At 73.1% G+C, this 25,165-nt stretch carries 23 protein-coding genes and 1 tRNA gene; 8 read left to right on the forward strand and 16 right to left on the reverse strand.

The features are described 5' to 3' along the window. Positions 1–47: 47 nt before the first annotated feature. Complete coding sequence (locus ACFYVL_RS26380) at positions 48–776, reverse strand: TetR/AcrR family transcriptional regulator (protein WP_389248921.1); 729 nt, start codon at positions 774–776, stop codon at positions 48–50. A gap of 74 nt (positions 777–850) precedes the next feature. Continuing rightward, complete coding sequence (locus ACFYVL_RS26385) at positions 851–1,810, reverse strand: diiron oxygenase (protein ID WP_389248923.1); 960 nt, start codon at positions 1,808–1,810, stop codon at positions 851–853. 261 nt (positions 1,811–2,071) lie between these two features. Between ACFYVL_RS26385 and ACFYVL_RS26390 the strand changes: the two genes are divergently transcribed. Beyond that, positions 2,072–3,178 (forward strand): ferritin-like domain-containing protein, encoded by a 1,107-nt coding sequence (locus ACFYVL_RS26390; RefSeq protein ID WP_389248925.1) that lies wholly within the window; start codon positions 2,072–2,074, stop codon positions 3,176–3,178. 43 nt (positions 3,179–3,221) lie between these two features. Here the strand turns inward: ACFYVL_RS26390 and ACFYVL_RS26395 are convergent, their stop codons facing one another. The 3 genes from ACFYVL_RS26395 to ACFYVL_RS26405 all read right to left on the reverse strand — a co-directional run bounded on the left by ACFYVL_RS26395 (position 3,222) and on the right by ACFYVL_RS26405 (position 6,035). After that, a complete protein-coding gene (locus ACFYVL_RS26395) occupies positions 3,222–3,842 on the reverse strand; it encodes a bifunctional 4-hydroxy-2-oxoglutarate aldolase/2-dehydro-3-deoxy-phosphogluconate aldolase (protein WP_389248927.1) in 621 nt (206 codons plus the stop codon). Between the two features lie 103 nt (positions 3,843–3,945). After that, positions 3,946–4,908 carry a sugar kinase gene (locus tag ACFYVL_RS26400; RefSeq protein WP_389248929.1) on the reverse strand — a complete coding sequence of 321 codons (963 nt, stop codon included), beginning with the start codon at positions 4,906–4,908 and terminating at the stop codon, positions 3,946–3,948. 254 nt (positions 4,909–5,162) lie between these two features. Further along, the gene (locus ACFYVL_RS26405; protein WP_389248931.1) at positions 5,163–6,035 is read right to left on the reverse strand and encodes an alpha/beta fold hydrolase; all 873 of its coding nucleotides are present in this window, start codon (positions 6,033–6,035) and stop codon (positions 5,163–5,165) included. 210 nt (positions 6,036–6,245) lie between these two features. On the opposite strand from ACFYVL_RS26405, the gene ACFYVL_RS26410 reads away from it, so the two are divergent. Beyond that, the gene (locus tag ACFYVL_RS26410) at positions 6,246–7,163 is read left to right on the forward strand and encodes an ADP-ribosylglycohydrolase family protein (RefSeq protein ID WP_389248933.1); all 918 of its coding nucleotides are present in this window, start codon (positions 6,246–6,248) and stop codon (positions 7,161–7,163) included. A gap of 46 nt (positions 7,164–7,209) precedes the next feature. On the opposite strand, the gene ACFYVL_RS26415 is transcribed toward ACFYVL_RS26410, so the two are convergent. The 8 genes from ACFYVL_RS26415 to ACFYVL_RS26450 form a co-directional block, all read right to left on the reverse strand. Beyond that, the gene (locus ACFYVL_RS26415; RefSeq protein ID WP_389248935.1) at positions 7,210–8,295 is read right to left on the reverse strand and encodes an amidase family protein; all 1,086 of its coding nucleotides are present in this window, start codon (positions 8,293–8,295) and stop codon (positions 7,210–7,212) included. Positions 8,296–8,481: 186 nt separating this feature from the next. After that, entirely contained in the window at positions 8,482–9,963 is a 1,482-nt protein-coding gene (locus tag ACFYVL_RS26420; RefSeq protein WP_389248937.1) for a penicillin-binding transpeptidase domain-containing protein, read from the reverse strand. Beyond that, the gene (locus tag ACFYVL_RS26425; RefSeq protein ID WP_389248939.1) at positions 9,960–11,552 is read right to left on the reverse strand and encodes an FtsW/RodA/SpoVE family cell cycle protein; all 1,593 of its coding nucleotides are present in this window, start codon (positions 11,550–11,552) and stop codon (positions 9,960–9,962) included. The genes ACFYVL_RS26420 and ACFYVL_RS26425 overlap by 4 nt, the downstream gene beginning before the upstream one ends. A 217-nt stretch (positions 11,553–11,769) precedes the next feature. Continuing rightward, a complete protein-coding gene (locus ACFYVL_RS26430; protein WP_389248941.1) occupies positions 11,770–12,150 on the reverse strand; it encodes an SH3 domain-containing protein in 381 nt (126 codons plus the stop codon). Positions 12,151–12,247: 97 nt separating this feature from the next. Continuing rightward, positions 12,248–13,615 (reverse strand): ATP-binding protein, encoded by a 1,368-nt coding sequence (locus tag ACFYVL_RS26435; protein ID WP_389248943.1) that lies wholly within the window; start codon positions 13,613–13,615, stop codon positions 12,248–12,250. Next, positions 13,612–15,288 carry a hypothetical protein gene (locus tag ACFYVL_RS26440; RefSeq protein WP_389248945.1) on the reverse strand — a complete coding sequence of 559 codons (1,677 nt, stop codon included), beginning with the start codon at positions 15,286–15,288 and terminating at the stop codon, positions 13,612–13,614. The genes ACFYVL_RS26435 and ACFYVL_RS26440 overlap by 4 nt, the downstream gene beginning before the upstream one ends. Before the next feature lie 141 nt (positions 15,289–15,429). Then, complete coding sequence (locus ACFYVL_RS26445; protein ID WP_389248947.1) at positions 15,430–16,086, reverse strand: class F sortase; 657 nt, start codon at positions 16,084–16,086, stop codon at positions 15,430–15,432. Positions 16,087–16,268: 182 nt separating this feature from the next. Then, positions 16,269–16,568, reverse strand: coding sequence for a zinc-ribbon domain-containing protein (locus tag ACFYVL_RS26450; RefSeq protein WP_389248949.1), 300 nt, complete (start codon positions 16,566–16,568; stop codon positions 16,269–16,271). Between the two features lie 225 nt (positions 16,569–16,793). Here ACFYVL_RS26450 and ACFYVL_RS26455 point away from each other — a divergent pair, with 225 nt between their 5' ends. Then, the gene (locus ACFYVL_RS26455) at positions 16,794–17,570 is read left to right on the forward strand and encodes a nuclease-related domain-containing protein (RefSeq protein WP_389248951.1); all 777 of its coding nucleotides are present in this window, start codon (positions 16,794–16,796) and stop codon (positions 17,568–17,570) included. A gap of 21 nt (positions 17,571–17,591) precedes the next feature. Here ACFYVL_RS26455 and ligD read toward each other — a convergent pair whose 3' ends face one another. Continuing rightward, on the reverse strand, positions 17,592–18,485 hold the full coding sequence (gene ligD / locus ACFYVL_RS26460) for a non-homologous end-joining DNA ligase (protein ID WP_389248953.1): 894 nt from the start codon (positions 18,483–18,485) through the stop codon (positions 17,592–17,594). A gap of 33 nt (positions 18,486–18,518) precedes the next feature. Between ligD and ACFYVL_RS26465 the strand changes: the two genes are divergently transcribed. Continuing rightward, positions 18,519–19,592 (forward strand): Ku protein, encoded by a 1,074-nt coding sequence (locus ACFYVL_RS26465; protein ID WP_389248955.1) that lies wholly within the window; start codon positions 18,519–18,521, stop codon positions 19,590–19,592. Between the two features lie 76 nt (positions 19,593–19,668). Here ACFYVL_RS26465 and ACFYVL_RS26470 read toward each other — a convergent pair whose 3' ends face one another. Both ACFYVL_RS26470 and ACFYVL_RS26475 read right to left on the reverse strand, forming a co-directional pair. Then, complete coding sequence (locus tag ACFYVL_RS26470) at positions 19,669–20,340, reverse strand: VC0807 family protein (protein WP_389248957.1); 672 nt, start codon at positions 20,338–20,340, stop codon at positions 19,669–19,671. A gap of 349 nt (positions 20,341–20,689) precedes the next feature. Next, positions 20,690–20,761: transfer RNA gene (locus ACFYVL_RS26475), tRNA-Arg, on the reverse strand. Between the two features lie 170 nt (positions 20,762–20,931). Here ACFYVL_RS26475 and ACFYVL_RS26480 point away from each other — a divergent pair. The 4 genes from ACFYVL_RS26480 to ACFYVL_RS26495 all read left to right on the forward strand — a co-directional run bounded on the left by ACFYVL_RS26480 (position 20,932) and on the right by ACFYVL_RS26495 (position 25,163). Beyond that, entirely contained in the window at positions 20,932–21,477 is a 546-nt protein-coding gene (locus ACFYVL_RS26480) for a response regulator (RefSeq protein WP_389248959.1), read from the forward strand. Between the two features lie 44 nt (positions 21,478–21,521). Continuing rightward, positions 21,522–22,364 (forward strand): DALR anticodon-binding domain-containing protein, encoded by an 843-nt coding sequence (locus ACFYVL_RS26485; protein WP_389248961.1) that lies wholly within the window; start codon positions 21,522–21,524, stop codon positions 22,362–22,364. Positions 22,365–22,382: 18 nt separating this feature from the next. Continuing rightward, positions 22,383–23,774, forward strand: a complete 1,392-nt coding sequence (lysA, locus tag ACFYVL_RS26490; RefSeq protein WP_389248963.1) for a diaminopimelate decarboxylase — start codon at positions 22,383–22,385, stop codon at positions 23,772–23,774. A gap of 99 nt (positions 23,775–23,873) precedes the next feature. After that, positions 23,874–25,163: a homoserine dehydrogenase gene (locus tag ACFYVL_RS26495; protein ID WP_389249222.1), complete on the forward strand. Its 1,290-nt coding sequence runs from the start codon at positions 23,874–23,876 to the stop codon at positions 25,161–25,163. Positions 25,164–25,165 lie beyond the last annotated feature (2 nt).

Raw genomic sequence — 25,165 nt, forward strand, 5'->3', positions numbered from 1 at the left:
AGGAGCCCCGGCGCCGCGGGCGCTTCGGTGGTACCGGCGGCGGGGCGTCAGAGCAGGTGGGCGGCGTCGGTGAGGACCGGGATCACCCGGCGGGCCAGGACCCCGGCGGCGCCGTCGGACCGCTCCAGGGTGAGCGCGGCCCGGGTGACGGCCGCCGTCTGCGGGTCGGTGGCGGAGGTGGCGGTGAGCAGGGCGACGAAGTGGTCGACCATCCAGTCGCGGAGTTCGGGCAGCGGCGGCTGCTTGCCCTCGTCGAGCCAGATCAGGGAGGCCGCCTCGACGGCGGAGATCCAGGTGCGGACCATCATGCGCAGCCGCGGGCCCGCCGTGTCCGCGACGTCCAGGTGCAGCAGGATCTGTTCGGCTGCGGCCCGGCGGACCCCGTCGACGGTGGCGGTCGTGCGGGAGGTCTCGACGACGCTGCCGCCCTGGAGCAGCGCGCTGAAACCGGTGTCGTGGGTGTCCACGAACGCCAGGTAGCGGTCGAGGGCGCTGGCGAGGCGCTGGGTGAGCGGGCCGGTCTGCGGCTCGGCGAAGCAGAGCGTCAGCTCGTCGGCGGCGGAGCGCAGCGCGTCCTCGTACAACTGGACCTTCCCGCCGGGGAAGTAGCGGTAGACGAGCGGCCGGGAGACCCCGGCCGCCTCGGCCACGTCGTCGATGGAGACGTCCTCGGGGGCGCGGTGCGCGAAGAGGGTCAGCGCCGCGTCGATGAGCTGGACGCGGCGCTGTTCGACGCTGAGGCGGCGGTACGCGGGCGAGGACGCGGCGGTGGACATGGTCCGCAGCGTAACCGGCGGCCGGGTGTCCCCGGCGGGCCGTGTCCGCCACCGCCCGCCCGCGGCCGGGCCGTTCAGCGGGCCAGCAGGCCCGAACTCACCCACAGCCGGCGGCCCGGTCCGCGCAGCACGCCGATGTCGTCCAGGAAGTCGGTCAGCCGCTTCGCGCCGCTCTGCATGACCTCGGTGCGGTGTCCGCTCGCCTTCACCTGGGCGATGGCCTCGCGGCGGTCCAGGCCCACGTTCTCGTACACCTTGGGGTTGATGAAGCAGGTGGAGAAGACCCGGGCGGCCTCGCCGCAGCTGAGCCGGGTGAACTCCCGCTCCCAGCGCGGGGCCGTGATCATCTGGCGGCGCAGTTCCTCGCGGGCGTAGCGGACGTGTCGCGCCTCCTCGATGACGTGGATGCGGGTCACACCGCGCACCAGCGTCTGGATGCGCTCGTCCGGGAAGGTCAGCCGCTGCATCCAGTCGAGGATCTCCTCGCCGAGGAGGGTGGCGGCGAAGGAGCCCGGGGTGGTGGAGACGGTCTTCAGGACGCGGGCGAGGTTGTGGTAGACGCGCGGCACCGGGTAGTTCGGCGCGCCGCCCTTCTCGATCATCCTGGCGAACATCATCGAGTGCCTGCACTCGTCGGCGATCTCGGTGAGCGCGTACCGCACGTGGTTGCTGATCACCGACTTGTCGTAGATGTGGCGGACCAGCAGCTGCATCAGGATGATCTCGAACCAGATGCCGAGCGAGGCGATGGCCGCCGCCTCGTGCCTGGCCAGCTCCATCCGCTGGTCCTCCGGCATCTTCTTCCAGAGCGGGGTGTCGTAGAGCGAGACCAGCTCCGGCGGCCAGTACCACTTGCCCTCGTCGGCCGGGGCGTCCCAGTCGAGCTCCTTGTCCGGGTCGAAGGAGTGCTTGGCGGAGGACTCCAGCAGCCGCAGTGCCACCTGTTCGCGGTCCTTGAGCATCCCGAGCGCGTCGCGCAGTGCGGTGAAGTCGGTCTCGCTCGGCTCGGTCGTCCTGGTCGGCGCGGTCGTCATCTTCGGAGCACCTCGTGATGTGGGGATACCGGGTTGCCCCGGAACCTGCGACGGATGGGCGGTGACGTCGCCTGCACGGCTCCGTCGGGGCTTTCGCGGCGGTCGCCACAGGGGGTTACCGGGGGTCACTTCTTATGAGACTCCTTGTCAGCAAGGACGTCAATCCCTTGTGCGGCACTTGTTGACCGCCCGTCCACCCACGTGTGAGCCTGCCAACCATCGGTACGCAACACGGCTGTTGAAGAGGCAGAGGGGTCGCGGATGTCGACGCACGAGCTCTACACGAAAAGCCCGCAGGAACCGATCTGGCAGGTGCCCGCCACCGGAGCCGCCCGCTTCAGCTGGGAGTACGACGAAGGCCGCGAACGCCTCCTCGCGCTCTACCAGAAGGGCAAGGACAAGCAGTGGGACGGCGCCACCCGCATCGACTGGTCGGCGGAGGTCGACCCGATGGACCCGCTCGGCACCCCCGACGAGGCCCTCAACCTCTACGGCACCCGGCACTGGGACCGGATGACCGAGAAGGACCGGGGCGACCTGCGCCGGCACTACACGGCCTGGCAGTTCAGCCAGTTCCTGCACGGCGAGCAGGGTGCGATGGTGTGCGCGGCGCGCATCGTGGAGTCGGTGCCCGACCTGGACGCGAAGTTCTACTCCGCGACCCAGACCATGGACGAGGCCCGGCACGCCGAGATCTACAGCCGCTTCCTGCACGAGAAGGTCGGCATGCTCTACCCCGTCAACGACAGCCTCCAGGGGCTGCTCGGCGACACCCTGCGCGACTCGCGCTGGGACATGCCCTACCTCGGCATGCAGGTGCTCATCGAGGGACTCGCGCTCGCCGCGTTCGGCATGATCCGCGACACCACGACCAAGCCGCTGCCCAAGCAGATCCTCGCGTACGTGATGCAGGACGAGGCCCGCCACGTCGCCTTCGGCCGGATGGCGTTGCGCGACTACTACAAGCAGCTCACGGACGTGGAGCGCAAGGAGCGCGAGGAGTTCGTCATCGAGGGCTGCTACCTGATGCGCGACCGGCTGCGCGGCATCGAGGTGCTGGAGAACTTCGGCATCCCGAAGCAGGAGGCGGAGGAGCTGAGCGAGCGGTCGGAGTTCCTGCACCTGTTCCGCAAGCTGCTCTTCAGCCGGATCGTGCCGTGCGTCAAGGACATCGGCCTGTGGGGCGAGCGGCTCCAGCAGGCGTACGTCGACATGGGCGTCTTCGAGATGGGCGACGCCAACCTGGACCTGCTGATGAGCCAGGACGAGGAGATCGCCGAACAGCTGGACCGGGAACGGTTCGCGAAGGAGGAGAAGGAGCGGGTGGACGAGGTGCGGGAGGCCATCGCGGAGGGCGCGGGGGAGTAGCCGCACGGGCCCCGGACACCGCGCCCGGGGCCGCCCGAAGCCGCTAGCGGGCCCCCGCCAGCCGGGACAGCAGGGACTTCACCCGCTCGCCCGCCTGCCGGGCGCCGCCCGAGGTCAGGGCCGAACCCATGCCGCAGGCCACGGCACCCGCCGCGATCCACGCGGGCGCGTTCTCCACGGTCACGCCGCCGGTGGGGATCACGGGGGCCTGCGGCAGCGCCGCCCGGACGTCGCGCAGCCAGGACGGCTGCACCGCCGACGCCGGGAACAGCTTCAGCGCGTCCGCGCCCTCCTCCAGCGCGCGCACCATCTCGGTGGGTGTGGCGACCCCCGGGAAGACGGGCACGCCGTAGCGGTGCCCGGTCCGTACGACGTCGGCGTGCAGGCTGGGCGAGACCAGGAAGCGGGCCCCGGCCTCCACGGCGGCCCGAGCCGCGGCCCCGTCCAGCACGGTGCCGGCCCCGACCAGCGCGTCCGGCCTGCTCTCGGTCAGCCGGGCCACGGCGCTCAGCGCGCGCGGCGTGGTCAGCGCGACCTCGACGGCGTGCAGCCCCGCGTCGAGCACGGCCTCGGCCGCGGACACGGCGGCCTCGGCCCGGCCGGCCCGGACGATTCCGAAGACGCGCTGCTCGGTGACGGCCCGGACGATTTCCCAGCGGTACATGACTCTCCTTCGACGAGAAACGGATGAGGGGTGGCGGGGAGGTGAGGGCGGCGACGGGCCCGTGTACCTGCCGGCACACGGGCACCTGCCGGTGCACGCGCACTCACCGGTGCACGGACTCGGCGTCCCCCGTGAAGGCGGCCAGCGCCCGGTCCAGCCCGCGCCGGTCCGGCAGCCCGTCGGTGTCGGTCGCGCACTGCACGACCAGCGCGGCGACCGCCGCCGCCTCCCGCAGGCACACGTCCCACGGGGCGTCCCGCAGCAGTGCGCCCAGGAACCCGGCCGCGAAGGCGTCACCCGCACCGACCGGATCGGTCACCGGCACCCGGAAGACGGGCCGGCGCCACTCCTCGCCCCGCCGCAGACAGCTCGCCGACTTGTCGCGGTGCTTGACCACCACCGTGCGCTCCCCGTCCGCGAGGTCCGCCGCGGCCACGCCCAGCAGCTCCAGTTCGTCCTCGCCCGCCAGCACCAGGTCCGCCCGTGCGAGCAGCGGCGCGACGACCTCCCGCCAGCGCTCGGGCGCACCCAGCTTCAGCCGTACGTTGGGGTCGAAGGAGACCCGTACACCGGCCGCCTCCGCCAGCTCGAACAGCCGGAGCACGGCCCGGTGCGCGGACGGCGACAACATCGGGGTGATGCCCGTCAGGTGTAGGACGCGGGCGCCGGACAGCAGGTCGGCCGACAGTTCGCGCGCGTCGAGCAGGGAGGCCGCCGAACCCGCCCGGTAGTACTGCACGTCGATGGCGTGCGCCGGATGGCTGTCGCGCAGCAGCAGCCCGGTGGGCGCCGCCGGATCGGTAATGACGTACGAGGTGTCGATGCCCTCCGCCCGCAGCAGCGCCAGCACCGCGCGCCCCGCCGGATCGTCGCCGAGCCGCCCGAGCCAGCGCACCGGGTGCCCGAGCCGGGCCAGCCCGGTGGCCACATTGCTCTCCGCCCCCGCGACCGACCGGCGGAAGGCGGTCGCCCGCTCCAGCGGAACACCGGGCTCGGCGAGCATCAGCAACATCGCCTCGCCGCACACCACCACGTCGGGGGAGCCGGCCGGCCGGGTCCCGCTCATCGGCCCGCCCCCGGTATCTCCTCGGCGTGTACCGCCCGGCACCGGTCGCTCATCCGCAGTTCCTCCTCGTCGGGCCGGGCCCCGCATCCCGTGCCGCCCGCATCCCGTGACCAAGATCCCGTACGGGAGACACGGAATCATCCGGCTGTGCGGGGCCAGGCCCCCGGGAGGTATCCGGCGGGACCGGCCGCCCGGCTTCGGCCGCGCTCCTCCGGCCGGCGGCGGGCTCCCCGGGGCCCGGCCGGCCCCGCCGCTCAGCGACCGGCGAGGAACTCCCGCACCAGCGAGGCCACTGCCTCCGGTGCCTCCAGCGGCATCAGATGGGTGGCGTCGATGCCGCGCACCGAGACGTGGGCCGGCATGCCCGCCAGCTCCCGGTCCAGCTCCTTGCCGTACGCCTCCAGGTAGGCGTCGAACCACTCCGTCCCGGGCTGCCGCGGCATCGCCCGCTCGGCGCGGACCAGCAGGAGCGGGCAGGCGACCGAGCGGAAGGTCCGGTGGAAGTCCACGGTGTCCAGCGAGTCGAACATCTCCAGCGCGTGTTCCCGCAGCGGCAGCGTCTGCCAGCGCCCGTCGGGCAGCTCGCGCGCCGCGACGCGCACGGCGGCCTCGGCGCGCTCGGCCGGAATGCCGAACAGGGCCGAGCGCCGCACCTGCTGGGCGACGTAGTCGGCGGGCATGACCGCGCCCGCCGGTGCCCGCACCAGGTCGCGGACCCGCTCGACGTCCGGGTGCGGCCCGGGGGCGCCCCACCAGAACCCGTCCAGGTTCACGGCGGCCGGAGTGACACCGGGGTGCCGGGCCGCGTACAGCGCGGCGAGCATGCCGCCGAGGGAATGGCCGACGAGGACCGCGTCCGGCGCCCCCGCCTGCCGGAGAGTCGCCTCGATCGCGTCGAGCGCGGCTTCCAGGGTCCAGACGGCGGGTGCGGGCGAACCGCCGTGGGCGGGCAGGTCGACGGCGAGCACGCGGTACTCGGGGAGCAGGTGCGGGACGATCGACGCCCAGTCGGCGTGGGAACGGGTGGCGCCGTGCAGCAACAGGAGGGGCGGTCCGTCGCCGCCGTGGTCGCGGACGTGCAGGGGAGCGGTGGGGCTGAGGTGGTCGGGGAGTTCGGCGCTGGTCATGATCTCCACGGTAGGGCGGCGGCGGGGAGTGGGAAATCATCCGCTGGAACGACGGAAAACGGCCGGAAATTTGGGCACGAGGGTTACGGTGCGCGCCTGCTGACGGGGCGTCACGCGCAGCGGATGGGACGCGGACCGGTCCCGCCCTCCCGTGGTCGGCGGAGCGAATTGCCGGTGCGGGGCCCGGGTCCACGGGGCACGATGGCGGACATGACCGAGCATCCGAACCCGCACCGGCCGCCGCACCCGACCCCGAACCGGGCCGCCGCCCGCCGCAGTCTCGAAGCACTGGCGCTCGGGGACGCCTTCGGGGAGCGCTGGTTCCCGCTCTTCCGCGACCAGGACAAGGTGCTCGGCGAGATACGCGCCCGCACCGTCCCCGCCGAACCGGTGTGGCACTGGACCGACGACACCGCGCTGGCCCTCGCCCTCCAGCGCGTGCTGGACGAGTACGGTGCCGTCGACCAGGACCGGCTGGCCCTCGCCTGTGCGCTCGCCTTCGACGCGGACCAGGCGCGCGGCTACGGACACGGCATGCACATGCTGCTGCCCGCGCTGCTGACGGACCCCGCCGCCTGGCGCACCCTCGCCCCCGGCCTCTTCGAGGGCGGCAGCCTCGGCAACGGTGCGGCGATGCGGGTGGCCCCGCTCGGCGCCTGGTTCTCCTCCGACCTCGAACTGGTCGCCGTACAGGCCGAGTTGTCGGCCGAGGTGACCCACGCCCACCCGCAGGGGATCGCGGGGGCGGTGGCCGTGGCGACCGCGTCCGCGCTGTCGGTACGGGGCGAGCTGACGCTCGCGGAAGTGGCGGCCCGCACCCCGCCGGGCGAGGTACGGGACGGGATCGAACGGGCGGCGGCACTGCCCCTGTCGACCGCGCCGGACGAGGCCGCCGCGCTCCTGGGCAACGGCCGCCGCATCCGGGCCGACGACACGGTCCCCTTCGCCCTGTGGACGGCGGCCCGCCACCCGGCGGACCTGGAGTCCGCGCTGTGGGCGACGGCCGAGGGCCTGGGCGACGTGGACACGACGTGCGCGATCACGGGCGGCGTGGTCGGAGCCCGTACGGGGGTGGCGGCGATGCCCGGGGCGTGGCTGGAGCGACGCGAGGAACTGTCGGGCGGGTGAGCGGCACCGGGAGCCTGCGAGCCCTGCCCGGTACGGCGGAGAATCCCTAGCGGGGGCGCGGCGGCGGCTGCGGGCACGGGCCGAAAGCGGCGGCGGCCCGCGCCAGCAGCGACTCCGTGCCGAAGGCCGACACGATCTGGAGCCCGACCGGGCAGCCGTCCGGGGTGAAGCCCGCGGGCACGCTGATCGCCGGATGCCCGCTCACATTGAACGCCCAGGTCAGCGCGGTCGAGTAGCGGCCGTCAGGGCCGTCGTGCCCGTGCGGCGGGAAGGGGGCGGTGGGGGTCAGCAGGAGCCGGGTGCGCCCGAAGAGCTGCTCCAGCAGGACGTCGTTGTCCCGCCGGAGCGCCCGGGTGGCGACGGTCTCCCGCTCGCCCCGGACGGCGAACCAGGCGTCCTTGGGGTCCCGGAGCGCGAAGTCGGGCTCCTCTTCGAGGGACACGAACCGGGCGGCGGCCCGCCGCGCCACGGCGACGACGTCCGGGTCGAGATCGGCGTGGGCGAAGCCGAGGTCCGCGGACCAGACGCCCGTCACCGGCAGCGCGCCGTCCGATGCGCTGCCGTCGGCGCCGCCCGCTGTTCCGTGCCCGTACCCCGGCACCACGCACCGCAGGTACGCCTCCACCTCGGCCGCCGACCGGGCCAGCACGCCCGCGGTGGCCAGACCGGTCCGGTCCGGCGAGGGGAGCAGACCGCGGGTGGTCCGCAGCCCGTAGATCCCGCACCAGGCGGCCGGGATGCGGACCGACCCGGCACCGTCGCTGCCGGTGGCCAGCGGCACCATCCCGGCGGCGACGGCCACCGCGGACCCGGCCGACGAACCTCCGGGGGTGCGGTCGCCGCGGTACGGGTTGAGGGTGCGCCCACCGGCACCCATGCCCCAGGTCTGCCAGTACGTACCGGGCCCCGGTACGGAGGTGGCCCCGACCGCCACGGCCCCGGCGGCGATCAGCTGCCGGGCGGCGCGGCTGCGGATGCCGGCCCGTCCCTTGACGGCGAACGGCAGCCCGGCGAGGGGGAGTTCGGGGTCGGGCCGGGCGCTCCTGGCCTGCTCCTCCCAGACTTCGAGGAAGGCGCACAGGACGGGGTCGAGCGCGGCGATCCGGTCCAGGGCGGCGTCCACGGTCTGCATCCGACCATTCTCCCCGGGACTCTCCTCGGGGCTCTCCCCGGGACAAGGCGCTCGTCACCGGCGCGAGGAACCGCGCGGGCGGCGAAATCCCGCGAGCGGCGGAACCCCGCGGGCGCCGCCGCGACGTACCCGCGGGCGCCGCCGCAAACGCGGGAAAGGGCCCCCGCCCCTCTCACCCGCACCCCCTTACTCGCCCCTGCCCACCACCGCCTCCATCACCTCCCGGGCGATCGGCGCCGCAAGCCCGCCGCCCGAGATGTCCGCCCGCCGCGCCGCCGCGTCCTCCACGACCACCGCGACCGCCACTCCGCCCGAACCCGTACCGGTGCCGCCCGCCGCGCCGCCCCCCTGCGCCCAGGAGATGAACCACGCGTACGGCACCGCCGAGTTGTCCACCCCGTGCTGCGCCGTTCCGGTCTTGCCGCCCACCGTCACCCCGGGAATCGCCGCGTTCGTGCCCGTCCCCTTCTCGACGACGTCGACCATCATGCGCTGGAGCTGCATCGCGGTGGCCGGGTTCATCGCCTGCTGGTAGCTGCGGGGAGCCGTCTGGGACACCACCGAACCGCCCTTCGTGGCCGTACTCTCCACCAGGTAGGGCCGGTTGAGGTCGCCGCCGTTGGCGACCGCCGCCGCCACCATCGCCATCTGCAACGGTGTGGCCCGGGTGTTGAACTGCCCGATGGACGACAGGGCCAGCTGGTCCTTGCTCATGTCGGTGTCGAAGTTGCTCATGGCCACCCGGGACGGGATCCGGATGTCCCGGTCGTTGAAGCCGAACCGCTCCACCGCCCCGACCATGGTGTCCAGCCCCACGTCCACGCCGAGCTTCGCCAGCACGGTGTTGCAGGACACCCGGATCGCGTCCGCGAGCGACGCGTCCGCGCAGCCGCGGGCCTCGTTCGGCAGCGAGGTCCGGGTGCCGGGCAGCGGGTACGGGTCCGGGGTGTCCGTCGGCGCGTCCACGTCCGTCACCACGCCCGCGTCCAGCGCCGCCGCGGCCGTCACGATCTTGAAGGTGGAGCCCGGCGGGTAGGTCTGCCGGATCGCCCGGTTCAGCATCGGCTGGCTGGTCGACGCGTTCAGCCGCGACCAGGTGTCCGCCACCGTCCGCCCGGTGCCCGACAGCAGGCCCGGATCGTACGAGGGGCTGCTGACCAGCGCGAGGATCCGTCCGGTCGAGGGCTCGATCGCCGCGACCGCGCCGCGCCTGCCGCCCAGGCCCTGGTACGCCGCGCGCTGTGCCGCCGCGTTCAGCGTGGTGGCGACCTGGCCGCCCGGCTGCTGCTTGCGGGTGATCTCGTTCCACAGGGGGAGCGGGGCGAGCATCGGATCCGTGCCGGAGAGCACCTCGTCCTCGGCCGCCTCGACGAAGGCGGTGCCGTAGGTCTGCGAGGCGTACCCGGTGACCGGTGCGTACAGCGGGCCCTGGGTGTAGGTCCGTTCGAAGCGGAGCTGCTCGCCGGTGTCCTTCGAGCCGGTCACCGATTTGCCCTCGACCAGGATGTTCCCGCGCGGCTGGTCGTAACGGACGATGTTCTTGCGGCGGTTGGCCGGGTTGTTGTCCAGCGAGTCCGCCTGGAAGACCTGCACGCGGGCGGCGTTGAGCAGCAGGGCGACCAGCAGGACCAGACAGCAGGCGGCGGCCCGCCGGATGTAACGGATCACGGCTTCCTCGCCTCCAGCTTCTTCGAAGGACCGCGCTTCCCCGGCCCACCGCCCGGCTCCTTCTCCGGCTTACCGCCAGGCTCCTTGTCGGGCGCGGCGCCCGACTCCTTCTCCGGCCCGCCGTCCGGCTTCTCCGCCGCCGTACCGTCCGGCCTCTCCGCCGTCGCGCTACCCCGCTCCTCCGCCGGTGGGGCGGACCTCTCCGCGTCCCGCACCGGTGCGTCCCGTTGCTCCACGGCCGCGATCTGTCCCGTCTCCGCCGTCGTCGGCCGCGGGCTGCGGGCGGAGTCGCTGACCCGGATCAGCAGCGCCACGATGATCCAGTTCGTCACCACCGAGGACCCGCCCTGCGCCAGGAACGGCATCGCCATGCCCGTCAGCGGGATCAGCCCCATCACCCCGCCCGCGATCACGAACACCTGGAGCGCCACGATCGACGCCAGCCCGATCGCGAGCAGCCGCCCGAACGGGTCGCGCAGGGCGAGGCCCGCCCGGTATCCGCGCGCCACCAGCAGCGCGTACAGCAGGAACAGTGCGGTGAGTCCGGCGAGGCCGAGTTCCTCGCCGGCCGTCGCGAGGATGAAGTCCGACTTGGCGGCGAACCCGATGAGGATGGAGTGGCCGAGTCCGAGCCCGGTGCCGAGCATGCCGCCGGCGGCGAACGCGAAGAGCGACTGGGCGAGTTGGCCGGGACCGTTGCCCGCCTCGATGGAGGCGAAGGGGTGCAGCCAGTCGGTGACCCGGCTGTGCACGTGCGGCTCCACCGAGCCGACGACGTACGCGCCGACCGCCGCGAGCAGCAGACCCACCGCGATCCAGCCGGTCCGGCCGGTCGCCACGTACAGCATGATCACGAAGAGCCCGAAGAAGAGGAGCGAGGTGCCCAGGTCCCGCTCCAGAACCAGCACGCCCACGCTCAGCAGCCAGATCGCGACGATCGGGCCGAGGACCCGGCCGGTGGGGAGCTGGAGGCGCTTGAAGAGGAAGGTGCGGCCGGTGTAGGCGAGGGCGTTGCGGTTGGCGGCCAGGTACGCGGCGAAGAAGACGGCGAGCAGGATCTTCGCGAACTCGCCCGGCTGGAAGGAGAATCCGGCCACCCGGATCCAGATCTTCGCCCCGTTGACGGCCGGGAAGAAGATCGGGACCGCCATCAGGACCAGGGCGGCGGCGCAGGAGAGGTACGCGTACCGCTGGAGGGTCCGGTGGTCGCGCAGCAGGACCACGACCGCGATGAACAGGGCGACGCCCAGGGTCGACCAGGTCAGCTGGGTGAACGCGGCCTGGTCTCTGGGGGTTTCGAGGTCGAGCCGGTAGATGAGGACGAGGCCGATGCCGTTGAGCAGTACCGCGATGGGCAGCAGCAGCGGATCGGCGTACGGGGCGCGGAAGCGGACCGCGAGATGCGCGAGGACCGCGAGGACGCCCAGACCGGCGCCGTGGCGCAGGGCGTCGGGCGGGGCGGTGCCGGTCCTGCCGAGGCCGGTGGCGATGTACCCGAGCACGGCGATGAGGACGGCGCCGACGAGGAGCGAGAGCTCTACGCCGCGTCGCTTCGGGAGGCGGAGATCGGGTGGGGGCGCGTCCGTCATGCCCGGAAAGCTAGCAAGCCTTCGGGGTTAATGTCCGTAAATGTCACCGAGGGGGCGAGGGCGTCATCACGGACACCTCCGCCCCCTCGTGCGGTGGACGCGCGCGGACCGCCGGCCGGTCAGAACCGTCGACCGGTCAGGGCCGCCGGTCGGTCAGGACATCCGGCCGGTCAGGACATCCGGTCGGTCCGGGGTGCGGCTCGGCCCGGGGTGCCGGTCAGCACCAGCGCGGGTTCTGGCCCAGCGGCACGATGTACTGGGCGGAGCCCCAGGCCCAGGTGCCGTCGGTGAGCAGGTACCAGTGGTCGTTGCCCTCGACGTGGTCGCCGGTGGTCTTGCAGAAGATGTGGACCGTGGCGCCGTACGGCTCGGTACGGATGATGCGGCTGCTGCGGGTGGGCTTGTCGCGGAGCCTGAGGCCGGACTTGGCGGTGACGCGGCCCTCGGTGTGCCGCGGGTGCTGGGCGGTCGCCGCACCGTCGGACCCGCTCGCCGCGTCGGACGCGCCGGCGGTCCCGGCCAGGGCGGGGGTCGCGGCGAGAGTGGCGGTCAGAGCGCCCGCGGCGATCCACAGGGCGGTCTTCTTGGGCGTGAGCATGCTGCCTCCTAGGGAGGAGGGGTGGCGCCCCGTTGCGGGACGCAGCCCTCAACTCGCGTGATCCACCCTAAAATCGCTACTTATTGATCGCAATGCGTCACTTTGTGTTGCTCTGCCCGTTCTGGCCCGTACGGTCTTCCTCGTCCTCGTACGCGGGCAGGACGAGGGCGGCGACCGCCCCGCCGTCGGGGGCGTTGGCGAACGTCAGCCGTGCCCCGATCACCTCCGCCTGGCCCGCCGCGATGGTCAGCCCGAGCCCGTGCCCGCCCCTGCCCCCGCCGGCCTCGGTACGGAAGCGCTGCGGCCCGTGTTCCACCAGGTACGCCGGGTACCCGTCACCGTGATCACGCACGGTGATCACGGGGCCGTCCACCGTCACCACCACCGGGGCCCGGCCGTGCTTGTGCGCGTTGGCGACGAGATTGCCGAGCACCCGCTCCAGCCGCCGCTTGTCCGTCTCGACGCTCACCCCGCGGACGACCCGCACCTCGGTGGCGACCACGGTCCTGGCGGTCGTCGAGGTGCCCGTCGCCGCGCCCGCCCCGGCGCCCGCACGGCCCGCGTCCACGCCCCGCACGGCCCGTTCGGCCAGCGGGCCCAGCTGGTGCACGTCCAGTTCGACCTGCTCGCTGCCGGAGTCGAGCCGGGAGATCTCCAGCAGGTCCTCGGTCAGCCGCCGCATGGTGGCCACCCGGTCCTGCACCATCTCCGAGGGCCGCCCCGCGGGCAGCAGCTCGGCGGCGGCGGTCAGCCCGGTGAGCGGGGTGCGCAACTCGTGGGCGACGTCGGCGGTGAACCGCTGCTCGCTCAGCAGCTTGCTCTGCAGGGTCCCCGCCATGGTGTCGAGGGCGCCGGAGACGGTGGAGACCTCGTCCTGGTGGCGGGCGGGGTCCTGGTTGCGGGGGTCGTTCACCCGGGCGTCGAGATCACCGGCACCGATCCGCCGGGCCACCTGGGCCGTCTGGTGCAGCCGCCGGGTGACCCGGGTGACCGCGAACGCGCCGACCAGCAGCGTCGCCCCGATGGCGAGCACCGAGGAACCGATGATGGCCCGGTCGAGGCCGGTGATGGTCTCCACGCTCTGCCGGTAGTCGAGCGCGACGGTCAGCGCCCGCCCGTCGGCTGGCCGCGCGGCCCACATGCGGGGACGGCCCTCCAGGTCGTTCTCCACCAGGGTGCCGCGCTGGCCGTCGCGCACGAGGTCGCGCAGCGAGTCGGGCAGCCCGGGAAGGTCCAGCCCGGCGTCCGGCGGCAGTGCCTCGCCCGCCTCGTACGCCACACTGGCCCGCTCCAGCTTGTCGAGCGCCTTCTCCCGGGCCTGCTCGACGGTCTGGTGGGTCACCGAGACGTGCACGAGCGCGCCGAGGAAGAAGGCGAGCGCGCAGCACATGACGGTGAGGAACGCCAACGCCTTCCAGGTCAGGGAGGCGGTCCAAGCCGGAAACCGCAACCGCACACGCTTCATGCCCGCCACCTGCCTTCCGCCCGGGTGGACACGGCACCGGCGGGACCGCCGGGAACGTGGGCGGGGCCGGGGGACGGGGGAGTTCCGGAGGGGCCCTGGCTCTCGGGGAACGTCCGCTCCGGAGCGGTTGCGTCCGGGGCGGCACCTGCCGGATTCGTCGCTTCCGGCACCCCGGTCTCCGGGGTGCGGTGGTCGCGGATGCGGCTGTTGCGGAAGTGGGAGGCGGGGGAGGGCGCGCCGAAGGCGCCCGCGTCGCGGGGTCGGCCGTCGTGGGGGCGACTGTCACGGGGGTGGTCGTCGCGGGTGCGGTCGCCGCGGGGGCGACTGTCACGGGGGTGGTCGCTGCGGGTGCGGTCGCCGCGGGGGTGGCCCCTCGACTCGCGGTCCCGGCCGTTGCCTAGGCCCTCACCGGCGCCGAGCCCGCGTCCTGAGCCGTGCCGATGGCGCTTTCCGGGGCCGGGCCGCTGCCCCGCATCCGGCTCCGTACCGGAACCGAGCCCGCGTCCCAGGCCGTGCCGGCGGCCCTGTCCGGCTCCGTCGCCGCGTCCGCTCCCCTCGCCCCGCCCGGCCCCGCGGGGCCGTTCCGGTTCACCGCCCTTCGGGTCCGCCGTGGAGCCCCGGCCCCGGCCGGAGCCGGATTCGTGGTTCCGCCCCGCGCCGGAGCGCGGCTCCTTGGTCCGGCCGGTGCCCGGACGGTCGCCCTTGCGCCGTTCGGACTGCGGGCCGGTGTCCGGGCCCGTGCGCCGGGCCGACCCGCGGCCCTGCCCGGAGCCGTGCCCCGGGCCCGTACGGGGGCTGTCGTTCGGGCCCGTGCCGGCTCCGGTGCCCGGTCCCGTACCCGTGCCGGTGCCCGGTCCCGTACCGCCCTCGTGGTCGGGCCACGGGCCCGGCCCCACTCCCGGCCGCGGGGCACCGGGCCCCTTGCCGGTGTGCACGATCTGGTCCTGGGTGGCGAGCATCGCGTGCTGGCGGGCGTCCCAGGTCCAGGCGGTCCGGTACTCGTAGTCCGAGATCCCCGACGGCACCGTCAGCACCAGGTCCTTGCCCGCGAACGCCACACTGATCACCGCGTCCGACGTGCCCATGATCCGCGTCAGTCCGCCCTTCTCGGCCAGATACGCGCGGATCGCCAGCTGCCCCTCCGGCATGGTGACGCCGATGATCAGCTCGTCGCGGCCGTCCCCCGTCAGATCGCGGTAGTACGGCGGCAGCACCGGGCACTGTGCGGGCTTCCGGGCGCAGGCGCCCAGTCTGGCCACGGTCTGCGCGTAGAGCCCGCTCGGCCCGCTGTACGTGTCGGGGTGCGCGGCCACCTCGGCCTTCATCACGGCCACCGGGTCGACCTTGCGCACATCGCCGTCCGGCAGTTTGATCCCCTTGGCCGTCTCCGTCTCGGCCACCCCCAGGTCCTCGCCGGGAGTCTTGGCGGGCGGCAACGTGGGCCACAGCCGCACCGGACCGGCCGCCGTGGGCGCCGCCCCCGCGCTCTTCAGCTCGCCCGCCCTGCCGCAGCCGACGACCGCCCAGGACAGCAGCACCACCAGCGCGACCACCCCGGCCGCCCTGGTCCGCGGCCCGCCGTGACGTGCCAGGTCCGCGCGCACCGCGCCCCGGCCGCGTGCCATGCCCCGGCCCTTGACGGCCCCCTGGCCCTCGACCGCACCCCGGCCCACGACCGCACCCCGGACCCGGCCCCGGCCCGTTACCGGGGCAGGGCCGGACAGGGCGCCCGGCTCCGGTCCACGGACCGATACCCGGCGCCCCGCATCCCTGTCGGGCCGGCGGCGGTACAAGAACTCCCCTCCCTGCCGGTCCTACCGGACGAGATCGGCGAAGAAGATGATGTTGTCGGAGCGGTGGCCGTCCCGGATGGGGCCCCCGCAGGTGATGAGGCGCAGCTCCGGGCGGTTGGTCTTTCCATAGACCTTATTGGTAGGGAATTCCTTTTTGTCTACTTGTTGAATCTCGCGGATCCTGAACCTGGCGGTACTGCCGTCCGCCCGGCCCACTTCGATCGCATCCCCGATCTTCATCTTGCCGACGTTACGCAACAGGGCGGGGCCCTGGGCAGTGTCGTAATGCGCCACCAGGATCGCGGCCCCCCTTTCGCCCGGTGTCACCGCCCCCGTGTACCAGCCCGGTTTCTCCGCGTCCGCGACCGAGGGGACCTCCAGTTCCTGGTGCGCGTCCAGGCCGAGACCGACCATGCCGTCCGCCCTTACTCCCGCCGAGGGAATGGTCAGCCCGGTCGGCCGGGAGGGTGCGAGCGGCCGTACCGCCCCGGCGTCCTGCCTGCCGTCCCCGGCCGGCCTCGCGGTGACGTTGGCGACCCTCACGTCCGGCGCCGGTGCCGCACCCGACCCGCCCCCGCAGGCCGCGAGTCCGCCGCCGAGCGAGACGGCGAGGGCCGACGCGGCCACGATCCGGGCCGCACGGGGCCGCTGCTTGCTGGGCTTGGTCGTCGTAGGCATGCGATGAATCCTAAATGTCCGCTATTGCGGAGATTCATCGACGAGGTAACAGCCACCCGACTACGGGACCCCCGCTTCCGCACCACCGCGCCACGCGGTCGCCCCCTCCTGAATCGCCCCCGATCCGCCCCCGGACGCCTCCCGTCGAGCCGCCTCCCCGGGTCCCCTCCCGGGCCGCCGCGCTACTGGTACGGGTTCTGCCGCTGCGGTATCCCCTCGGCCCCCTGCCCGTACGCCGGACTCCCGCCGCCGCCCTGCGCCCTCAGCCGCTCCGCCTCCGCGTGCTCCACCACGCGCTCGGCGCCGCAGAACGTGCACTGGGTGACGTACTTCGTCGAGACGGGGAACAGCGGGACGAAGAACAGCGTGAACTTCGTGACGCGCTTGCGCAGCGCGTGGGCGGCCGGATTGCCGCACTGCCCGCAGAGCAGCATCAGCATCGCCAGCTGGTACACGTACCCCTTGGTGCCAAAGATGATCATCGGTAGCCCCCGAATCCCAGACCGTACTCACGCAACGCACGGCCCCGCCCCCGGGTTCCCGTCCCGTACGGGCGCCTGCCCGCCCGTACCGTGCCCGCCCCGCGCCGCCCACCGGGACAGGTTCCGTCGCAGCCGACCGGAACTCGTCAACTCCGAGAGGAATATGCCCACTTGTTGCCCCCGGGCCCCTCGCCTGTTCCCATAGCAGGCAGGGGGTGCCGCACGATGAAACCACTACGAGTCACACCGACCCACGGCCCCGAAGGCCCCCGTCTCTACGTCACCCTGGTCACCGGCCGCACCCTCGCCTGGTACGACCGCGACACCGGCCGGGTGAGCCTCCTCGCCGAGTCCCGCCGCGACGACGTGCTGGGCGCCCTCGCCCCGTACGTGACCGGCCCCCTCACCGTCGGGCCGCCGCCCGTCCCCACCCCCGCCGACCTGGTCCGGCTCTCCCTGCACCCGGACGACGACCTGGCGCCCAACCGCCCCGGCGAAGCCCTGTACGCGGAACTGGGCGACGCACCGCCCGCCCGCCGCTTCCGCCAGGACCCCCGCCGCGAGGTCCTCGCCGCACTCCAGTCGGTCGGCACCGAGCTCGAAGGGCTGGAACACACGGGCTGGCGGGTCCTGCACTCGGTCCCGCTGCCGGGCCGGGCACAGCTGGACCACCTCCTCATCGGCCCGGCCGGCGTCCTCACCGTGCACACCGTCCCCGCCCACCGCCGCTTCCACGTCAACGCCTCCGCCGCCGCGCCCCACCTGCGCCGCGCCGCCCACGACGCCGAACGCGCCTCGCTCGCCCTCGCGGCGGCGGTCCGCCCGGTACTCGCCGTGGCGGGCGCCTCCCGCGTCGACGGGCTCCCGCCCGACGGCCTGCTCCTCCTGCGGGAGGGCGACACGCACGCAGTCCTGGCGCACCTCGGCGGGGTGCTCAAACCGGCCGACATCGAGTCCCTCTACGCCTCCGCCCGCAACCGCCACACCTGGCTGCGCGCCTGAGGACCGTCCCCGGCGGCGCCGTCACGCCCGGGGCAGCGCCCCCGCCCGGTTCGGATTGAGGAGCGGCCCCAGCAGATCGCCGTACCTCTCCAGCCGTGCGGCGATGTCCTGCATCAGGAAGGCCAGTGAACCGGGCCCCCGACCCGCGTCCGCCACCTCCTCCCACGTCACCGGCGTGGACACGGTCGGCTCGTTCCTCGCCCGCAGGGTGTAGGGCGCGGCGGTCGTCTTCGAGGCCGAGTTCTGGCTGAAGTCCACGAACACCTTCCCGGCCCGCAGCGCCCGCTTCATCCGGTGCGTCACCAGCGCCGGAAGTGCCGCCTCCGCCTCGACCGCGAGGGCCTTGGCGTACGCACTCACCCGTTCGGACGGCGTCGGCTCCACCGGCACCAGCACGTGCAGCCCCTTCGACCCGGACGTCTTCACCCACGCGTCCAGCCCGTCCGCCGCCAGCCGGCCCCGCAGCCACAGCGCCACCTCGCAGCACTCCACCACCGTCGCGGGCTCCCCGGGGTCGAGGTCGAGGACCATCCGGTCGGCCACCCCGGGGCTCGCCGCCCGCCACTGCGGCACATGGAACTCCACCACCAGGTTCGCCGCCCACATCAGCGACGACAGATCGGACACCAGTACCTGCCGCGCGGTGACCCCCTCCGAACGGGGCACCTCCACCGTCCGCACCCAGGCGGGCTTCCCGGGCGGCGGATTCTTCGCGAAGAACCGCTCGCCCTCCACCCCGTCCGGGAAGCGCAGGAAGGACATCGGCCGGTCGTGCACATGGGCCAGCAGCGCCCCCGCCGTCGTCGCGACGTAGTGCAGCACCTCTCCCTTGGTGGTCCCGGTGGCCGGATACAGCACCTTCTCCAGATTGCTGAGGGACAGCCTCCGACCCTCCACCTCCGTCATGGGCGACATAACATAAGAATCCCACCGAAAGGGACCACAGGCATGAGATCGATCTGGAACGGTGCCATCTCCTTCGGCCTGGTCAGCATCCCCATCAAGCTCTTCAACGCGACCGAGAACCACTCCGTCTCGTTCCGCCAGATCCACACCACGGACGGCGGCCGGATCCGCTACCGGAAGGTGTGCGAGCTGGACGAGCAGGAGGTCCAGTCCGCCGAGATAGGCAAGGGGTACGAGGAGGCCGACGGCTCGATCATCCCGATCACGGACGACGACCTGGCCGCCCTCCCGCTCCCCACCGCCCGCACGATCGAGATCGTCGCCTTCGTACCGCTGGCCTCCATCGACCCGCTCCAGATGGACCAGGCGTACTACCTCTCCGCCAACGGCGTCCCGGCCGCCAAGCCGTACACCCTGCTGCGCGAGGCACTCTCCCGCAGCCGCAAGGTCGCCATCGCCAAGTTCGCCCTGCGGGGCCGCGAACGGCTCGGCATGCTCCGGGTGGTCGGCGACGTGATCGCCATGCACGGCCTGCTGTGGCCGGACGAGATCCGCCGCCCCGAGGGCATCGCCCCCGAGGGCAACGTCACCGTCCGCGACGCCGAACTCGACCTGGCCGACACCCTGATGGACACCCTCGGCGAGGTCGACCTCGACACCCTGCACGACGACTACCGCGAAGCGGTCGAGGAACTCATCGCCGCCAAGTCCGGCAGCGGCGACGGGCACGCCCCGGCGGCGTCCGCGAAGTCCGGCGGCGACGCCCAGGTCATCGACCTGATGGCGGCCCTGGAGAACAGCGTCCGGGCGGCCCGGAGTTCACGCGGCGAGCCCGCCGGCGACTCCGCGAAGCGGCCCGCCGAGGTCACCGAACTCACCTCCCGCAAGAAGAAGGCGGCCCCGGCGAAGAAGACGGCCGCCGCGAAGAAGTCCGCGACGACCGCCACCACGAAGAAGACCGCGGCCGGGAGGACCGCGTCCGCGAGGACCCCGGCCGGGAAGACGGCCGCGTCCGCGAAGAAGAGCGCGGCGTCCGCCGCGAAGACGACGACGGCGTCCGCCCCGAAGAAGGCCGCGGCCAAGAAGCCCGCCGCCCGCAAACGCGCCTCGGCCTGACCGCGCCCGACCGGGCGCGCCCCGGCGGAACCGGGCGGGACCGGGCCTCTCCCGACCCGCCCCGGACGGCCCCGCCTCAGCCGGCCGCCTCGGACCCCTCCGCCACCGCGGTCCCCGAGCCGGCCGCGGGGGCGGCCATCCGCGCCCGCCCCTTGCGCCCGGTCTGGATCGTGTACGTCATCAGCCCCGCCAGCACCACGAACGGCATCACCGAGGACACCCCCACCATCGTCGAGGTGTCCAGCACATAGGTGAGCGCGATCCGCACCGCCGCCTCCAGCAGGAACGCCACCCCCCACACCACGGTCAGCTTCCGCTGGCTGGCCCGAAACCCGGCGTACTGGTCCCACAGCCCGTTCCACCGCGCGATCCCCTCGGGGGACCCGTCCGTGGCGAACTTCCGGCCGAAGTAGAACATCATCGGCCGCTTCAGGAACAGCGTCACCAGGTACGACAGCCCCAGCAGCCCGGTCAGCGCCGAGTCCTTCACGAAGACCATCTTCTCGCTGTGGAAGGCCAGCGCACTGACCGCGCCCAGCACCAGCACGATCAGGATCATCACGCCGAACTCGTCGACCCGGCGGTGCATCCCGTAGAAGATCCCCACCTCGGCCAGCGGCCACACGGCGATCAGGAACAGCGCCGTGACCGGCTCCATCCCGTTGTCCGTCAGCACCCCGTACGACACCCACGGCAGCAGCACGCTGAACAACAGCGTCGGTCCCCAGTTCAGCACCACTGACTTCATTCCCCGCAACTCCCCACGCCTCACGCCCAGATGACTCCGATCGAACGGAGCCCCTGGAAAATAGAGGAGCCGCCCCCGCCGCACCCGGCCCTTTGCCGACACCGTGCAGCCGCATGACTCGTTCATGGCAATCACCCGCACCGCCCATGACCTGGGCCCGCCCGGCCACCGGACCCGGCCAGTACGGAACGACGCGCCGCGAGCCCGCACCCCACGCGTCCACCGCGCCTCGTGGGCCCACCGCATCCCGCGGTCCCACCGCAATCCCGCGCACCCGCCCGTACATACGCGAAGACCCCGTACCCAGCGTTTCCGCTGAGGACGGGGTCCTCGGACACTTCCTTCGAAGTGCCCCCGGCAGGATTCGAACCTGCGCACCCGGCTCCGGAGGCCGATGCTCTATCCCCTGAGCTACGGGGGCGTGTCGTCCGGTGTGTCGGCGACGTGGTGAACCTTACCAGCTCCCCGGCGGTGGCCGTGCACGGATATCGGCACGCCCCGCACGTCAGCCTTCCGCAAGCGCTTCCCCCGCACGGGGCGGAAGTGGGCAAAACCCGGACGCGGCACGGGAGTCCGACCTACTCTCGAAGGGTGTCGGGCGCTTTGGGCCGGGTCCTTGTCGTCGATGACAACAAGGTCATCCGGCAGCTGATCAGGGTCAACCTCGAACTGGAGGGTTTCGAGGTGGTGACCGCCTCCGACGGTGCCGAATGCCTGGACGTCGTCCACCGGGTCTGCCCCGACGTCGTCACCCTCGACGTGGTGATGCCCCGCCTCGACGGACTCAGCACCGCCGCCCGCCTCCGCGACGACTCCCGCACCAGCCACCTTCCCGTGGCCATCATCAGCGCCTGCACGCAGTACGAAGTCGAGAGCGGCCTCGCCGCAGGAGTGGACGCCTTCCTCTCCAAGCCCTTCGAGCCCGCCGAACTGGTCCGGCTCGTGCGCAGGCTGGCGGGTCAGGAGGAACCGCCGTCCGCCGACGGCAGGCATGGCGACGGCCGCGCCGGACGCGGCGCGGGACCCGGCGGCGGCTTCGGCGGACACGCCGGCGGACCGGGCGGCGGCTTCGGCGGCGGCCGGCACCGGTCCGGGCGGCCCGTGCCCGGTACGGCCCCGACGCCGCCCAGATACTGAAACCGGTTCGCGGGAGGACCCCCCTCCTCGCCTAGGCTTGGCACGTGACCCCCGCAGAACTCTCCCGTACCGTGCTGCGCGCCGTGCGCCGCGCCGTCGAGGAGGACGTACTGCCCGCTCCGGTGCCCGAGCGGGCCGCCGTCGAGCGCACCCGTCCGGGCGGCAGCGGGGACTACGCCAGCAATGTCGCCCTCCGGCTCGCCCGGCCCGCCGGGAAGCCCCCGCGCGAGGTCGCCGAGATCCTCCGCGGCCGGCTGACCGGCACCCCCGGCATCGCCGCCGTCGAGATCACCGGCCCCGGCTTCCTCAGCTTCACCCTCGACGCGGACGCGGGGGAGCGGACCGTACGGGAACTGCTGACGCACGGGGCCGTGCGCGACGACGCGCTGCCCCCCGTGGTGCCCGCGCCCGCCGACCTCGCCCGGCTCGGCCACGACGCCGCCGTGTGGAACGCCCTGCTCCCCGCCCCGGACGCCGAACTGCTCGCCCAGCACGAGCGCAACCCCCTCTTCCGCGTCCAGTACGCCCACTCCCGCGCCCGCGCCCTGCACCGCAACGCCGCCGACCTCGGCCTCCGCGCCGATTACCGGGGCGCGGAGGGTGCCGACGAGGAGGTCCAGCAGGTGACCGGGCTGCTCGGCGGATACCCCGTCGAGCTCGACGCCGCGGTCCGGCTCGGCGCGCCCGAACGCGTCGCCCGGTATCTCGTCGCGCTCGCCGACGCACTCCTGCGCCTCGCCTGCCACGACACGCGGCAGGTCCTGCCGCGCGGCGACGAGAAACCCTCGGCCGCCCACCGCACCCGGCTGGCAGTCGCCGAAGCCGCCGGGACGGTGCTGGCCGGCGGCCTGTCCCAGCTCGGCGTCAGCGCACCCGTTCACCTGTGATGTGAGTGAGAGAAGAACATGAGCCGTTCCGCCCACCCCGCCGGGCCCCGCCACGCCGACGTCCTCCCCGAGGGCCACTACACCGCCCCCGCCGAGGACCTCAACGCCCTCGACGAGAAGGTCTGGGCGCGCACCGTCACCCGTGACGACGCGGGCGTGGTCAGCGTCGGCGGCATCGAAGTGACCCGGCTGGCCGAGGAGTTCGGCACCCCCGCCTACTTCCTCGACGAGGCCGACTTCCGCGCCCGGTGCCGTGCCTGGGCCGACGCCTTCGGCACCGAGGCCGACGTCTTCTACGCGGGCAAGGCCTTCCTCAGCCGCGCGATCGTGCGCTGGCTCAAGGAGGAGGGACTCAACCTCGACGTCTGCTCCGGCGGCGAGCTGACCACCGCGCTCGACGCCGGAATGCCCGCCGAGCGCATCGCCTTCCACGGCAACAACAAGTCCGTCGACGAGATCACCCGGGCGGTCGAGGCGGGCGTCGGGCGCATCGTGCTCGACTCCTTCCAGGAGATCGTCCGCGTCGCGCACATCGCCCAGGGCCTCGGCAGGCGCCAGCGGGTGCAGATCCGGGTGACCGTCGGCGTCGAGGCGCACACCCACGAGTTCATCGCCACCGCCCACGAGGACCAGAAGTTCGGCATCGCGCTCGCCGGGGGACAGGCGGCGGAGGCCGTACGGCGGGCCCTCAAGCTGGACGGCCTCGAACTCATCGGCATCCACTCCCACATCGGCTCGCAGATCTTCGACATGGCCGGCTTCGAGGTCTCCGCGCGGCGCGTCGTCCAGCTCCTCGCCGAGGTGCGCGACGAGCACGGCGTCGAACTCCCCGAGATCGACCTCGGCGGCGGCCTCGGCATCGCCTACACCTCCGAGGACGACCCCCGCGAGCCCCAGGACATCGCCAAGGCACTCACCGAGATCGTCACTCGCGAATGCGAAGCGGCAAACCTCCGTACGCCCAGGATCTCGGTCGAGCCGGGCCGCGCCATCGTCGGCCCGACCGCCTTCACGCTGTACGAGGTCGGCACCGTCAAGCCGCTCGACGGCCTGCGGACGTACGTCAGCGTCGACGGCGGCATGTCCGACAACATCCGTACGGCGCTCTACGACGCCGAGTACAGCGTGGCCCTCGTCTCGCGCCGCTCGGACGCCGAGCCCATGCTGGTACGTGTGGTCGGCAAGCACTGCGAGAGCGGCGACATCGTGGTCCGGGACGCCTTCCTGCCGGCCGACACCGCCCCCGGTGACCTGCTGGCGGTGCCCGCCACCGGGGCGTACTGCCGCTCCATGGCCAGCAACTACAACCACGCGCTGCGCCCGCCGGTGGTCGCCGTCAAGGACGGCGCGGCACGCGTCATCGTCCGGCGCGAGACCGAGGAAGATCTCCTGCGGCTCGATGTCGGCTAGTGAAATACATGTCTCACCCACTGGACGGGGGATAGAAACTCCCGTCCGGTGGGTGAGACTGGTCAACACCGTAAGAAGTATGAGGAGTGAGGTCGGATGATGCGTACGCGTCCGCTGAAGGTGGCGCTGCTGGGCTGTGGTGTGGTCGGCTCAGAGGTGGCGCGCATCATGACGACGCACGCCGACGACCTCACGGCGCGCATCGGCGCCCCGGTCGAGCTCGTCGGTGTGGCCGTCCGCCAGCCCTCCAAGGTGCGCGCGGGCATCGACCCGGCGCTCATCACCACCGACGCGACCGCCCTCGTCAAACGGGGCGACATCGACGTCGTGATCGAGGTCATCGGCGGCATCGAGCCCGCCCGCACCCTCATCACCACCGCCTTCGAGCACGGCGCCTCCGTCGTCTCCGCGAACAAGGCGCTGCTCGCCGAGGACGGCGCGGCCCTGCACGCCGCCGCCGAGCAGCACGGCAGGGACCTCTACTACGAGGCCGCCGTCGCCGGTGCGATCCCGCTGGTCCGGCCGCTGCGCGAGTCCCTCGCGGGCGACAAGGTCAACCGCGTCCTGGGCATCGTCAACGGCACCACGAACTTCATCCTCGACAAGATGGACACGTCCGGAGCCGGCTACTCCGAGGCGCTCGACGAGGCCACCGCCCTCGGGTACGCCGAGGCCGACCCGACCGCCGACGTCGAGGGCTTCGACGCCGCCGCCAAGGCCGCCATCCTCGCCGGGATCGCCTTCCACACCCGGGTCAAGATCGGTGACGTGCACCGCGAGGGCCTCACCGAGGTCACCGCCGCGGACATCGCATCCGCAAAGCGGATGGGCTGCACCGTCAAGCTGCTGGCCATCTGCGAGCGCGCCGCCGACGGCAGGTCCGTCACCGCCCGCGTGCACCCGGCGATGATCCCGCTGACCCACCCGCTGGCCTCGGTCCGCGAGGCGTACAACGCGGTCTTCGTCGAGGCGGAGGCCGCCGGCCAGCTCATGTTCTACGGCCCCGGCGCCGGTGGCTCGCCCACCGCCTCCGCCGTGCTCGGCGACCTCGTGGCGGTCTGCCGCAACAAGCTCGGCGGCGCCACCGGACCCGGTGAGTCCGCGTACACCCGCCTCCCGGTCAGCCCGATGGGCGAGGTCGTCACGCGGTACCACATCAGCCTCGACGTGGCCGACAAGCCGGGCGTGCTCGCCCAGGTCGCGACGGTCTTCGCCGAACACGACGTGTCGATCGACACCGTCCGTCAGTCGGGTAAGGACGGCGAGGCATCCCTCGTCGTCGTCACCCACCGCGCGCCCGACGCCGCCCTTTCCGGGACCGTCGAGGCGCTGCGCAAGCTCGACACCGTCAGAGGTGTCGCCAGCATCATGCGTGTTGAAGGGGAGTAAGG

The organism is Streptomyces sp. NPDC004111 (genome assembly GCF_042874215.1).
Taxonomy (GTDB): Bacteria; Actinomycetota; Actinomycetes; order Streptomycetales; family Streptomycetaceae; genus Streptomyces.